The 13,619-nt window shown below is 49.5% G+C and carries 16 protein-coding genes; 15 read left to right on the forward strand and 1 reads right to left on the reverse strand.

From position 1 onward, the window contains the following. The 15 genes from C2M34_RS08160 (at position 1) to C2M34_RS08225 (ending at position 12,738) form a co-directional block, all read left to right on the forward strand. Positions 1-495, forward strand: a complete 495-nt coding sequence (locus C2M34_RS08160) for an LPS-assembly lipoprotein LptE (RefSeq protein WP_105200667.1) — start codon at positions 1-3, stop codon at positions 493-495. Beyond that, positions 495-1,529 (forward strand): DNA polymerase III subunit delta, encoded by a 1,035-nt coding sequence (gene holA / locus C2M34_RS08165; RefSeq protein WP_105213651.1) that lies wholly within the window; start codon positions 495-497, stop codon positions 1,527-1,529. The genes C2M34_RS08160 and holA overlap by 1 nt, the downstream gene beginning before the upstream one ends. Before the next feature lie 2 nt (positions 1,530-1,531). Next, positions 1,532-2,176 carry a nicotinate-nucleotide adenylyltransferase gene (nadD, locus tag C2M34_RS08170; protein ID WP_105258509.1) on the forward strand — a complete coding sequence of 215 codons (645 nt, stop codon included), beginning with the start codon at positions 1,532-1,534 and terminating at the stop codon, positions 2,174-2,176. A gap of 51 nt (positions 2,177-2,227) precedes the next feature. Beyond that, positions 2,228-2,545, forward strand: a complete 318-nt coding sequence (gene rsfS, locus C2M34_RS08175; RefSeq protein WP_105213653.1) for a ribosome silencing factor — start codon at positions 2,228-2,230, stop codon at positions 2,543-2,545. 3 nt (positions 2,546-2,548) lie between these two features. Then, entirely contained in the window at positions 2,549-3,019 is a 471-nt protein-coding gene (gene rlmH / locus C2M34_RS08180) for a 23S rRNA (pseudouridine(1915)-N(3))-methyltransferase RlmH (RefSeq protein ID WP_105200671.1), read from the forward strand. Positions 3,020-3,028: 9 nt separating this feature from the next. After that, on the forward strand, positions 3,029-4,912 hold the full coding sequence (mrdA, locus tag C2M34_RS08185) for a penicillin-binding protein 2 (RefSeq protein ID WP_105200672.1): 1,884 nt from the start codon (positions 3,029-3,031) through the stop codon (positions 4,910-4,912). Then, complete coding sequence (rodA, locus tag C2M34_RS08190) at positions 4,909-6,012, forward strand: rod shape-determining protein RodA (protein WP_105258510.1); 1,104 nt, start codon at positions 4,909-4,911, stop codon at positions 6,010-6,012. The genes mrdA and rodA overlap by 4 nt, the downstream gene beginning before the upstream one ends. Then, entirely contained in the window at positions 6,012-6,803 is a 792-nt protein-coding gene (locus tag C2M34_RS08195) for a septal ring lytic transglycosylase RlpA family protein (protein WP_105213656.1), read from the forward strand. Before rodA ends, C2M34_RS08195 begins: the two co-directional genes overlap by 1 nt. 48 nt (positions 6,804-6,851) lie before the next feature. Next, a complete protein-coding gene (locus C2M34_RS08200) occupies positions 6,852-8,015 on the forward strand; it encodes a serine hydrolase (protein ID WP_105200674.1) in 1,164 nt (387 codons plus the stop codon). A 154-nt stretch (positions 8,016-8,169) separates the two neighbouring features. Then, positions 8,170-8,448 (forward strand): DUF493 family protein YbeD, encoded by a 279-nt coding sequence (gene ybeD / locus C2M34_RS08205; RefSeq protein ID WP_105258511.1) that lies wholly within the window; start codon positions 8,170-8,172, stop codon positions 8,446-8,448. A 21-nt stretch (positions 8,449-8,469) separates the two neighbouring features. Next, positions 8,470-9,117 carry a lipoyl(octanoyl) transferase LipB gene (lipB, locus tag C2M34_RS08210; RefSeq protein WP_105258512.1) on the forward strand — a complete coding sequence of 216 codons (648 nt, stop codon included), beginning with the start codon at positions 8,470-8,472 and terminating at the stop codon, positions 9,115-9,117. After that, positions 9,114-10,082 (forward strand): lipoyl synthase, encoded by a 969-nt coding sequence (lipA, locus tag C2M34_RS08215; protein WP_105200677.1) that lies wholly within the window; start codon positions 9,114-9,116, stop codon positions 10,080-10,082. Before lipB ends, lipA begins: the two co-directional genes overlap by 4 nt. A 356-nt stretch (positions 10,083-10,438) precedes the next feature. Further along, positions 10,439-10,807, forward strand: coding sequence for a DUF4382 domain-containing protein (locus tag C2M34_RS15885; RefSeq protein ID WP_234398777.1), 369 nt, complete (start codon positions 10,439-10,441; stop codon positions 10,805-10,807). 20 nt (positions 10,808-10,827) lie between these two features. Then, positions 10,828-11,409 (forward strand): hypothetical protein, encoded by a 582-nt coding sequence (locus C2M34_RS15890; protein ID WP_234398778.1) that lies wholly within the window; start codon positions 10,828-10,830, stop codon positions 11,407-11,409. Positions 11,410-11,565: 156 nt separating this feature from the next. Then, the gene (locus tag C2M34_RS08225) at positions 11,566-12,738 is read left to right on the forward strand and encodes a type III PLP-dependent enzyme (RefSeq protein ID WP_105200679.1); all 1,173 of its coding nucleotides are present in this window, start codon (positions 11,566-11,568) and stop codon (positions 12,736-12,738) included. Positions 12,739-12,785: 47 nt separating this feature from the next. Here C2M34_RS08225 and C2M34_RS08230 read toward each other — a convergent pair whose 3' ends face one another. Next, positions 12,786-13,544, reverse strand: coding sequence for a DUF4124 domain-containing protein (locus tag C2M34_RS08230; protein WP_105213660.1), 759 nt, complete (start codon positions 13,542-13,544; stop codon positions 12,786-12,788). Positions 13,545-13,619: the final 75 nt, after the last annotated feature.

The raw sequence follows: 13,619 nt of genomic DNA on the forward strand, positions 1-13,619 counted from the left end.
ATGTTCGCCCCATCGCGTTTGCTCAACCTTATGATTCTCGGCTGCTTAGCGCTTATGCTAAGCGGCTGCGGCTTTCATCTTAAACGAGCTTCCGACCTGCCTGAAGAGCTTATGACCTTAGAAGTCACAGCGCAGGACCCTAACTCGGCCCTTTTTGCCGAGGTATTGCAGGAGCTAGAGCACAGCAATGTGCTGGTAAACCAAAATCTTAGTGCTAAATCCCCGACACTCACTCTAAAAGCCGATAGTCTCGACAGACGTGTACTGTCGCTGTTTAAAAACGGCCAGGTAGCGGAATATGAGCTGATTTATTCGGTTTCCTATCGCTTAGAACGCGCCAACGCCGAGCCAATTGAGCAATACTTTGAGCTCTATCGTAATTATCAGGATGACCCGGATAATGCCCTGGCTAAGGCCAATGAGATGACCATCTTGCTCGACGAGTTGCGCAAACAGGCCAGTCGTCGCATCGTTCGTGAGTTGGCCCAGCTCTAATGCGCGTCTACGCCAATCAACTGCCGCAACAACTACAAAAAGGGTTAGCGCCATTTTACATGGTCTTTGGCGAGGAGCCCTTTCAAGTCAGTGAGTGCGTGCAGCAAATTCGCCACAGCGCCAAGCAACAGGGCTTCGATGAAGTCATTAAGCTGAGCGCCGGCGCGCAATTCGATTGGCTAGAGCTGGACGCCCATTATCAAAGTATGTCGCTCTTTAGCGCCCGCACCCTGATTGAAGTGGATATGGCGGGGCAAAAACCGGGCAAAACCGGAGCCGAGCACCTAAAAGGCTATGTGCAATCCCCTAACCCGGATTGTGTTATCGTCCTGCACGGCATGAAGGCATCGCAAGAAATCCAGCGCAGCGCCTGGTTTAAGGCTCTAGATCAGCAGGGCCTCTTTATCCCCTGCTACCCTTTAAGCGGCAATCATTTGCGCCGCTGGCTCGACGGCCATTGCCGTCGCCTGCAGTTAAACCTCGAAGGCGATGCTAAACAGGTGTTGCTCGACACCACGGAAGGCAACCTGCTGGCCTGCTATCAGGAGCTGGAAAAGCTCTCCCTGCTCTATGGGCAGCGCGCCATTAATGGCCATACCCTGCTCGGAACCTTACTGAATCAAAACAAGTTCGATATTTTCGATTTGGCCAATGCCATCTTGCTGGGCGACAGCACTAAGGCCATCCAGGTATTAACCCGGTTGCAAAACGATAATACCGAGCCCACCGCCATTGCCTGGGCCCTGACCAAGGAAGCGCAGCAATTACAAAAGCTGCTGAGCTTGCAACAAAACGGGCAAGACTTTAACAGCGCCTGCAAACAGTTGGCCATATGGAAAAACCAACAAGGTATGTACAGCCAGGCCTTGCAGCGCCTGCGCAGCGAACACCTAAGTGCGTTGCTCGACCTGCTGGCCGATTTCGATAGCGCCTACAAAAGTGGCAAACTGGGCTCTCCTTACCCCATGTTGGCCCATATCAGCGTCAGCTTTTGCCGGGCACTGCCTTTTGCCGCACCTAGCTTTGTGGAGTAAGCATGTTGTTATTTGGCGGCACCTTTGATCCGGTGCATTTTGCTCACCTGAATATGGCCGAGCAGTGCCTTGAGCATTTCGGCGGTAACACCCTATTTTTTATGCCCAATCGGGTTCCCGCACATAAACAGGCAAGCGGTATCGACAATGCCGATAAGTTGGCAATGCTGAAACTCGCCATTGCCGCCGAGCCCCGCTTTGCCATAGACGAGCGCGAATTGCACCGCAGCGGCCCCTCTTATTCCTTATTGAGCCTGCAAGAATTGCGCAGCGAACTCAACGCCAGCGGTCGGACGCATGAACCCATTTTGTTTTTGTTGGGTATGGACTCCTTTAACGGCTTTGATTCTTGGTACCAGTGGCGCGACATTCTCGAGTTATGTCATCTGGTGGTGTATCAGCGCCCCGACGAGCATCTGTCCCCCTCGCCTCAGTTGCAGGCCTATTTAAACCAGCACCAATGCAACCAAGGTTCGGCGCTGGAGTCTAAACAAGCGGGACTGGTGTACTTTTTAGCCGGGCCGCAACGGGCTGTCTCCTCACCCTTGGTGCGCGAGCGCTTGCAACGTGGAGAGCCCTGTGAAGATTTAATACCCGCGGCGGTGAGCCAATATATACGCGATAAGCGCCTGTATATGGCCGGTTAAAAGTGATAACATCACCCGCTTAAATGAATTTGATTAAACAGAGAGTGTATTTTGCAAACCAACGAACTCCTTGACTTTGCATTAGACAAAATTGATGACATGAAAGCCCGCGACGTGATCACCTTAGACGTACGCGAAAGCTCAGACATTACCGACTACATGGTGGTGTGCTCTGGTAACTCCAAACGCCAGGTACAATCTATTGCTCGCCATCTAGCTAAAGAAGCCAAAGAACATAACCTCGACGTCATCGGCCAAGAAGGTCAGGACGTGGGTGAGTGGGTATTGGTCGACCTTGGCGATGTAATCGTCCATGTTATGCAAGACGAAACCCGCGACTTCTACCAGTTAGAAAAACTCTGGGGTTAAGCGGTGAAGATCCAATTGGTCGCCGTGGGCACCAAGATGCCTGCTTGGGTTGAAGCGGGCTTTAGCGAATATCAGCGCCGCTTTCCCAAAGATATGGCCTTAGAGCTGGTCGAGATCCCCGCCGGTAAGCGCGGCAAGAATGCCGATATTAAACGCATCTTGCAGCAAGAAGGTGAGCGTACCCTGGCCGCCATCCCTAAGGGCAACCGCATAGTCACTCTGGAGGTGACGGGCAAGGCCATGGACACCCATCAATTGGCCAAAGCCATGGAAAAGTGGCAGCTTGATGGCCGTGATGTCAGCTTATTGATCGGCGGCCCAGAAGGCCTGGCGCCCGAGTGTATCGCCCGCTCGGAACAAAAATGGTCGCTATCGAATTTGACCTTGCCACATCCCTTGGTTCGCATTATTGTAGCCGAAAGCCTGTACCGGGGCTGGAGCTTAAACAACAACCATCCTTATCACCGAGAATAATAAGAACCCATGCTGCGTAAACGCACTCCGATCCGCGACCATTCCGCCGAGGCCAATTTGTTTGCGCGGCGGGCCTTTACCGCCTTTGTTTTTGTCTTGATCATGGTCGCGATACTTATTTCAAACCTGTATAACTTACAGATAGTTTCGCACCAAACCTATCAAACACGCTCGAACGATAACCGCATTAATGTGATCCCCATAGCGCCCAACCGTGGCCTTATTTATGACCGTAATGGCAATCTGCTGGCGGAAAACAAGCCCGTGTATAACCTCGAGGTGATCCCCGAAGAGGTGGATGATCTCGATGCCGCGCTTGATGAAATTGGTAAACTGATCAGCATTAGCGAGCAACAAAAAGAAGAATTTTTAGACGACATACGTCATAACCGCCGTTTTAAAAGCCAGGTGCTTAAAGGCCGCCTTGATGAAAAAGAGGTAGCGCTTTTTTCCGTCAATCAACATAAATTTCCCGGCTTTAGCATAGAAGCCCGACTGGCTCGCCATTACCCCTACGGCGATACCTTAACCCATGCCCTGGGTTATGTGGCCAAGCTCAATAAAAAGGAGCTGGCACAGCTTGAGGCCGAAGACTTAGCCACCAACTACCGCGCCACCCGCGACTTCGGTAAATTGGGTTTAGAAAAATTTTATGAAACCGAATTGCACGGTGAAGTGGGCTCGCAATCGGTGGAGATCAATAACCGCGGCCGCGTGCTGCGCAGTTTGGATGAAACCGCGCCTGTGCCGGGTAAAGATCTGGTACTGACCTTAGACATTGGCCTGCAACAAATCGCTCAATTGAGCATGGAAGATAAGCGCGGTACGGTAATCGCCCTGGATGCGAAAACCGGTGGCATCCTGGCCCTGTATTCCAACCCCAGCTACGACCCTAACCTCTTTGTTCACGGCATCAGCTCGGCGGACTACAAGGCCCTGTTAAATCCAGACAGACCGCTTATCAACCGCGCTACTCAGGGGCGCTACGCTCCGGCTTCAACCATCAAACCGCATATGGCGATTTTCGGCATGGAAGAAGGGTTAGTGACAGAGCAAACCAAGATGTTCGACCCAGGGTTTTTCCAAATTCCCAATGTTGAGCATAAATGGCGTGACTGGCGCCGCTGGGGTCATGGCCATGTTGATGTGTATAAGGCCATCGAAGAGTCGTGCGACACCTATTTTTACGATATCGCCTATCGCGCCGGCATCACCAAGATCAGCGACTTTATGGCGCAATTTGGCTTTGGCGATCTCTCTGGTATAGATATTAAAGAAGAAACCACCGCCATTTTACCTACCAGGGAATGGAAAGAAGGACGTTTCCGCGAGCCCTGGTGGCGCGGCGATACCATCTCAGTGGGCATAGGTCAGGGTTACTGGACGGCAACGCCGATCCAAATCGCCAACTCCATTAATATCCTGGTGAATAAGGGCAAACACCATCCGCCGCATCTGGCACAAGCGCTGCGCCGCGATGAGCAAGTAGAAGTAATCAATAATGATGAAAAGCCCCCCATAGTCTTGAACAACCCTAGACACTGGCAAGTTGCCCTCGACGCCATGCATAACACAGTGACCAAGATCACAGGTACGGCACATAAAGCCTTTAAAGGTGCGACCTACGACCCAGCGGGTAAAACCGGTACGGCGCAGGTAGTCAGCATAGCCCAGGGTGAGCGTTACGAAGCCGATAAACTTAAAGAGCGTCATCGCGACAACGCCATCTATGTGGGTTTTGCCCCCTTTAACGACCCGCAAATCGTGGTCACCATTATTGTGGAAAACACCGGTGGCGGCGCTTCGGTGGCGGCACCTATTGCCCGTCAGGTAATGGATTATTATTTCCTCGCCAATCCCATTAGCCAAGGCAAGAAGGAGCCGCAGTCATGACGCCAGTCACCAATAAGGTTTCTATTTGGCAGCGTGTACATATCGACCTGCCGCTGTTTTTGGCACTGTTAGCTATGATGGCAGGTAGCTTAGCCATAGTGTATAGCGCCAGTGGCCAGGATACCGGCATGATGATGCGCCACAGCACCCGCATGGGCGGCGCCTTTATTGCCATGATGATCTGTGCACAAGTCTCGCCAAGCACCCTAAAACGCGTGGTGATCCCCGTCTATCTGGTGGGCACGTTAATGTTGGTCGCCGTGCTCTTTGTCGGTGTCAGTTCCAAAGGCGCGCAGCGCTGGCTGAATATAGGTATTCGCTTTCAACCCTCGGAAATCATGAAACTGGCGGTGCCCATGTGCGTCGCTTGGTATATTGGTCGCAACCATTTACCGCCGAAATTAAGCAACCTCTTTATCGGTTTGGTGATCGTCATGGTGCCGACCTTGCTCATTAAGGAGCAGCCTGATTTAGGTACCTCGATTCTGATCGCCAGCTCAGGCATCTTTGTGCTGTTTTTAGCTGGCGTCAGTTGGCGCCTGATCGGCTCTTTAGCGGTATTAGTCGGCGCCGGTGCGCCGCTGTTTTGGCACTATGGCATGCACGCCTATCAAAAGCAGCGGGTACTCACCTTCCTCAATCCGGAAAGTGACCCTTTAGGCTCGGGTTATCATATTATTCAATCGAAAATCGCCATAGGCTCAGGTGGTATTGAGGGCAAGGGCTGGCTGCAAGGCACTCAGTCGCAACTGGAGTTTCTACCCGAGCGCCATACCGACTTTATCTTCTCGGTATTGAGCGAGGAGTTTGGCCTTATCGGCGTCTTATTCCTGCTCGGTGTCTACCTCTTTATTATCGCCCGCGGCCTCTATATCGCCGTGAATGCTCAGGAAGCCTTCGGTAAACTATTGGCCGGCGCTCTGACCCTGACCTTCTTTGTCTATGTCTTTGTAAATATCGGCATGGTATCTGGCTTATTGCCCGTGGTGGGTGTTCCGTTGCCGCTGATCAGTTACGGCGGCACATCTATGGTGACACTGCTCGCAGGCTTTGGCATCATAATGAGTATCGCCACGGAAAAACGGATGTTGAATAAATAATGGCCTTACGCGCGCTTTTTATCGTCTTACTTAGTTTCATTATCACCGCCTGTAGTTCACCCGGCAGCGCCCCGAGCAAGGGTCAATCCGGCCGCTATCAGATGGAGCATGATGCCGCACCTTTGCGTCACCCTTCGGACTTAGAACTACAAGACGCAGTGGTCACCGACGAAGCGAAAAGCGCCGCGGCGAATCGTCCCTACCAAGTCAGGGGCAAGCAATATGTGCCTATATTTGATGAAACCGGCTTCACCCAAAGCGGTATTGCCTCCTGGTACGGGCGCAAATTTCACGGCTATCACACCTCCAACGGCGAGGTGTACGATATGTTTGCCATGACTGCGGCCCATAAAACCTTGCCGCTACCTAGCTTTGTGCGCGTCACCAATATCGACAATGGTCAAAGCGTGGTGGTACGAGTTAACGACCGCGGCCCTTTCCATGAAGACCGTATTATCGATTTATCCTACGCTGCGGCGTATAAACTGGGTTATCACTTAAAGGGTACAGCCAAGGTTAAGCTCGAAGCCATTACCCTTGCCGACGCAAAGCCGCGCACCAAATACATACAAGTTGCTGCCGGGTCACAATTGGCGAATATTCAGGCGCTGGCACTGCAGCTAGAGCAGGATTATCACGTCCCGACCCATATAAAACAGCACAAAGATGGAATTTTTCGCCTTCGCTTAGGTCCAATAAGCGACGAGCAACAGGCTAAGACGTTATTAGAGCAATTAAAAAGTACTAGGTTTGCCCAAGCTTTCTTGCTTTATGACGACCAAGCCCTTTAAGATAACACCCTAACCGCACTTTCACCCAAAACAGATTAAACAAGCATAATGAAATCAATTAAACATTCTCTTCTAAAAGGCTTAAGTGGACTGCTATGTGCTAGCGCCGTTTTTACCGCTAACGCCCAAATTATCCCCGCAGCTCCTGAGGTTAATGCCAAGGGTTATTTCCTGGTTGACTTCACCACAGGCAAAGTAATCGCTGAAGGCGAAGCCGATACCAAATTGGCACCGGCCAGTTTAACGAAAATGATGACCAGTTATGTGGTTGGTACAGAAATCGCCGCGGGCAACCTGGCTCCCACCGATATGGTGACGGTCAGTGAAAATGCCTGGGCAAAGAATTTCCCAGAATCATCAAAAATGTTTATCGAAGTAGGTAAACAGGTCAGTGTTGAAGATCTTAACCGCGGTATCATAATTCAATCGGGTAACGATGCCTGTGTAGCCATGGCCGAACATATTGCCGGCAGCGAATCAGCATTTGCCGATTTAATGAATGCGCATGCGGAAAAACTAGGCATGAGCAACAGCCACTTTATTAACAGCCACGGCCTAGACACCAACGAGCATTACACCACGCCACGCGATATGGCGACCCTAGGTGCCGCCTTGATCCGTGATGTGCCGGACGAGTATGCCCTGTATAAAGAAAAAGATTTTACCTATAACGGCATTAAGCAGTTCAACCGTAACAGTCTGTTATGGGATCAAAGCCTTGAGGTAGACGGCATTAAAACCGGTCATACCGATGATGCCGGCTATAGCCTGGTTTCTTCAGCGACCAAGGGCGATATGCGCTTAATCGCTGTGATCATGGGTGCCAGCTCTGAGCGTGCCCGTAAGGTTGAAAGCAAAAAGCTGCTTAACTACGGCTTCCGCTTTTTTGAAACCATCACTCCGTATCAAGCCGGTGACAAGTTTGCCGAGCAACGTATTTGGATGGGTGATAAAGAAATCGTTTCTCTGGGTATTTTAGAGAGCACACCAATCACTATTCCGCGTGGTCAACAAAAGAACCTGGAAGCCAACTTCGAGCTTGATACTACATTGGAAGCGCCACTGGCCAAGGGCACTAAGGTAGGTACCTTATACCTGCAGCTAGCCGGAGAAGACATTGCCAGCTATCCTTTAGTCACTCTGGAAAGTGTTGAAGAAGGTGGTTTTTTCAGCAAGATCTACGACTACTTACGCTTGCAAATCATTGAGTAAGTAGAAATATACTTACAACTGGCCTAATCCAGAATAAGCGCCCCTATTGAGGGGCGTTTTTTTTGCGCTAAAAAATGCTAGAATATGCGCCATTGTGAACTAATGAACCCATTAGTTTGTTTGCGTCCTGTGCTGTAAATGAGGGTCAAGCATTATGGTCAATCCGGTTAAAGACACCAAGTTTGATGAGTATCTAGAGTTTCCTTGTCCGTTTACCTTTAAGGTAATGGGCCTTGCTAACGTAGAATTAACCGAGCAAGTACTTACAGTTATGCAAGAACATGCTCCGGGCGACTACGCGCCAAGAACCAAGCCCAGTAGCAAGGGTAACTACGAGTCGGTCACCCTGATTGCGACCGTAACATCGAAAGAGCATATCGAAATTATCTACACTGAGCTGGGCAGCCTTGATCATGTCCGCTACGTGCTTTAACAGCACCACAGAGGACACGCCGTGAGTAATCTAATTGTTCGCCAGCTAGGACGCCAAGAATACATGCCCATTTGGCATGCCATGCAGGAATATACCGATGTGCGCGATGAGCAAAGTGCTGATGAAATCTGGCTGGTTGAGCACGAGCCCGTATTTACCCAGGGCCAGGCCGGTAAAGAAGAACACCTGCTGATGCCGGGTGATATTCCTGTGGTTCAGGTCGATCGCGGCGGCCAGGTGACCTATCACGGCCCGGGCCAGCAAATGCTCTATGTACTGTTTAACTTACGCCGCCTGAAAATTGGCGTCCGCGAGCTGGTAACCTGGCTCGAAGAAAGCATTATCGATTGCCTGCAAGAATATGGCGTCGAAGCCTATGCCAAAAAAGATGCCCCGGGCGTCTACGTGAATGAAGCCAAGGTTGCCTCGTTAGGCCTGCGTGTACGCCGTGGTTGCTCCTTCCATGGGCTGGCCTTAAATGTCGATATGGATTTAGGCCCATTTTTACGCATTAACCCTTGTGGTTACGCCGGCCTGCAAATGGTGCAATGTAAAGACTTAGGCGGTCCACAAAGCGTTGAAAGCGCCGGGCAAGGACTGGTGCAGCAATTAATTAAACGACTCAATCCTGCAGAGGTTGAGTACCAAGAAGGTTTAGTGAAAGAATGACAAAATCATCTGTACGTATGGAGCCGGGCGTAAAGCTTCGTGACGCCCAAAAAATGGCACTGATCCCGGTTAAGGTCTTGCCGACAGAAAAAGAAGAAATGCTGCGCAAGCCACAGTGGCTGAAGATCCGTTTGCCTAAGTCGAGCGAGCGTATCGATGGTATTAAACAAGCCATGCGTAAACATGGCCTGCATTCGGTATGTGAAGAGGCCAGCTGCCCTAACCTGTCCGAATGTTTTAACCATGGTACGGCCACCTTTATGATCTTGGGTGCTATCTGTACCCGCCGCTGCCCGTTTTGCGATGTGGCACACGGCCGTCCGCTTAAACCGGATGCCGAAGAGCCGGAAAAACTAGCACTGACCATCAAGGATATGAAGTTAAGCTATGTGGTGATCACCTCGGTTGACCGCGATGACCTGCGTGACGGTGGTGCTCAACACTTTGCCGATTGTATCCGTGAAATTCGCAAGCACAACCCGGGTATTACCATAGAGATCCTGGTTCCCGACTTCCGTGGTCGTATGGAACGTGCACTTGAGATCCTCAGTGAAACACCGCCGGATGTGTTCAACCACAACCTGGAAACCGCGCCACGTCTGTATAAACTGGCACGTCCAGGTGCCGATTATAAATGGTCACTAGAGCTGCTACGTCGCTTTAAAGAAGCGCACCCAGAAGTTCGTACTAAATCTGGCCTAATGGTTGGTTTGGGTGAAGAAATGAGTGAAATCGAAGAAGTGTTACGTGATCTACGTGAGCACAATGTTGATATGCTGACCGTGGGTCAGTATCTGCAACCTTCGAAGCACCACCTAGCGGTGAAGCGTTATGTGCCACCCGAGGAATTCGACGCACTAAAAGAATATGCCGATGAAATTGGCTTTTCTCATGCTGCCTGCGGACCTTTCGTTCGCTCCAGCTACCATGCCGACCAACAGGCGGCGGGTAAAGAAGTTAAGTAACACCCAAAAACACGGCACTGCGTCATGCAAGTGCCGTGTCTATTTCAGGCACATCTTGGGCGCTTCCATAACCCTAGTGACATTACTCCCACAGACCGGCAAGATCTTTATCTCCAACCAGTGCCCTGCTCAATATAACTTCCCTTAAAATTCCACCTCAAAGTGCGATGGCTAACCGAGTTTTGTCTCAGTATGATACTTAACCGCTAAAGCTAAAACAGAACTAAAAAGTATCTTTGGGCAACTTAAATAGCATTTTCAGCGCACTTTTCAATCTTTGACTTATGCTTGTTAAATGCCTGTTCAGCCTCATTTGTTAAGCTCAAAAATACTGCAAACAAAGGGAATCAAAAACTATGAATAAACTATTACTAGCAACGGCCATCTCAGCTACTTTACTAACAGGTTGTGGTGGTTCTTCGAGTGAAGAAGAAACGGCTCAATTCAGCCTAGGTGTATCTGATGCGCCTGTCAGTAATGCAAAAGAAGTATGGGTAGCTTTTGATAGCATCATCATTAATGGTGCCGACGGCGAACGTCCAATGTTCGAAACCCGTACCGCAGACGGTGAACCTGTAATGGTTAACCTTTTAGAATTCACCGGTAGCGACGTATTCAGTCTTATCAATGATGAAGTTGTAGCGCCGGGTCAGTACAACTGGCTACGCGCCAATATCGTGAACGGTGATGAAGCCAATATCGCGATGACTTCTCACATTGTATAAACGATGATACCGTTGCTCCTTTGGTAGTTAACCGTAAAAACAAAGATGGTCTTGGTGAGATTCAAATCAACGACTTCACCCTAGCGGTAGGCGAAAACCAGTTCGTTCTTGAGTTCGACCTGAAAAAATCACTGGTTGATCCTAGCAACAGCGAAGTTGTGAACCTTAAACCTACCGGTATCCGCCTTGAAAACCTTGCCGATGTTGAAGACATCGAAGGCTTAGTAACAGAAGCCATGATTACGAGCTGTGAAGCCGACAACATCGCCTTTGCTCCAGAAACAGGTGCCTTTGGCCATGCAGTTTACCTATACAGCGGTGATGTTGTTGAGCCTAAAGATCTGTATGTTGAGGCAGACGGTGTAACCTCACCTGCCGATGCACCAATCGCAACGGCTAACGTGGTATTCAATGAAGAAAGCGGCCTGAACGAGTTCGAAATCGGCTTCGTTGCAGCGGGTAGCTACAAGCTTGCCTACACTTGTACGGCACACCTTGACGACGCTGAAGTACTGAATGAAGAAGTTACTCTGTACTCTACTCAGGACGTGACTGTAGTAGCCGGTGAAGACGCTCAGGTTACTTTTGATATCGCTGAATAAACAGCTGAAATAGAGCGATAAAATTTTTAAAAATTTTGCTTGCGTGGCGCAATAATTTGGCTATTATTGCGCCACTTTTATTAGATAGCCAATCCTAGTACAGCATTTCTTGCCAAGGCGAAAGAGTAACTATCCAAATTAACTTTTGGAGTTATGATGTCGGTTTCTACCTTTGCTCAGCCTTTTGCTACAAACAACGAGCACCTTTCTCTATGCACCGCTCTTGCGAAGCAACACGGCACCCCATTACTGGTGCTTGATCTAAACCAAGTGCGTGAAAATTATTTACAGCTGGCTAACGCCTTGCCTAATGTTGCCTTGCATTATGCGCTTAAGCCTTTGCCTCATATTGATGTGGTACACACGTTAAATGAGCTTGGTGGCAGCTTTGATTTAGCCACGAACGGCGAAGTGGATCTTGTGGCTCAGGCCGGTGTTGCTCCTACTCAGGTGATCCACACTCACCCGATCAAACGCGTAAGTGATATAGAGCATGCTCTTAACTATGGCTGTACCACCTTTGTGTTCGACAGCGAAAATGAGCTGCATAAGTTTGTGCCCTATCGCGACCAAGTCGAGTTATTGCTGCGCCTGAGCTTCCCTAATAAAGATGCGGCTGCTGACTTGTCCAAGAAGTTTGGGGTGATCAGAGCTGATGCCTTACCCTTGCTTAAGCGCGCAAAAGAGTTAGGCATTCGCGTACGTGGTTTATCATTTCACGTTGGTTCACAAACCATGGATGCGGGTAAATATGTGCATGCTATCGAACAATGCAAAATAGTCTTCGAAGGAGCCGTCGCCGAAGGCCTAGGCGCTATGAATACCTTGGATATTGGCGGTGGTTTCCCGGTGAGCTACGCGGGACAGCCCATTGATATCTATGAATTTTGCGCACCGATACGCGATGCTTTGAGTAGCTGGCCCGACACGGTACAGTTTATTGCCGAGCCAGGACGCTTTATCGTTGCTTCGGCTATGACCCATGTCATGAGCGTGATGGGTCAAAGCAAGCGCGGGGGCACCACCTGGTACTACATGGACGATGGTGTCTACGGCGCCTTTAGTGGCCGAGTGTATGGTGAGCCAGAACAGCGCTTTTACAGCCTGGCATATGAAGATGTGCAACCCTGTGTTTTAACCGGGCCGACCTGTGACAGTATCGATGTGATCAGCGATAACTGTTTAATGCCGGCCTTAGCCGACGGTGATTTGGTGTTTACCGAGAATATGGGTGCCTATACCTGGACCACCAGCACCGAGTTCAACTTCTTTGCTAAAGCGCAGTTGATCAGTCTCAATTCAACGATGCTAATCGCAGAAGTGGGTTAAATTAAAAAGCGGTGCCATTAAGGCACCGTTCTTTTTAGAACCATATTCTACTTCGCTTTTAATAGCGCATACTCGTTTGTTAGACGTTGCAATGCTTTTTGTTCTATGTCGATTAAAGTTGCGTACTTAGCTGTTATTGCTGACATTCTTTGCGCATTGGCATTATCGAACTTCGCAGCCACTAAGTTCGCAGACTGGCCCGTAGTCTTAATCTTCAACGCCTTGAGCTCCGAATCTAATTGCTGATGATAGGTCTCAATTTTATCTTCATGCTCTCGTATCTCCCGCTCAATTCGCTGCATTTTGATGTATTCATCAACGCTATCATCCTTATTCGATGGCTCAGCGGTCATCTGTTGCTTGAGAAGAAGACGATCGATATTAAGTTGCTCTCTGTTTATCAACGCTTGGTAATGATCGATGCTTGATTGCATTTGTGTTGCTATCGCCTTTTCTCGTTCAGCACCGGCAAGATTCTTGCGCTGACCGTTAGCTTGGGCTTCGAGCTCAGTTAACTCCTGCCTCATCTGCAATGAATAGGTATCTATTTTGTCTTTGCTTTGCGCTAACTCACGCGATATGGCTCGGTTGTCTATGTAGTTCGCAATACCTGAATCTGCCGGCGTTGAGGTCATTACTTGTTGTTTATCGACTAGCGTTTTGACATCAAGCTTTTGCGCATCTTGGCTACAGGGTAATTGTGAGTAGCTTACAACCCCATCAATAACACATTTGTACACCGCGGTTTGTGCAACTAACTGATTACTAGATAATAATAACGTTATCGCCAATATCCTTTTGAACATGATAAAAACTCCTTTTGCACTGTTTAATTGCTTCCATTGTAGCTGATTTACACACCTGTCTTCGCTAAAACGATC

Source organism: Pseudoalteromonas sp. T1lg88, assembly GCF_002964765.1.
Lineage (GTDB): Bacteria > Pseudomonadota > Gammaproteobacteria > Enterobacterales > Alteromonadaceae > Pseudoalteromonas.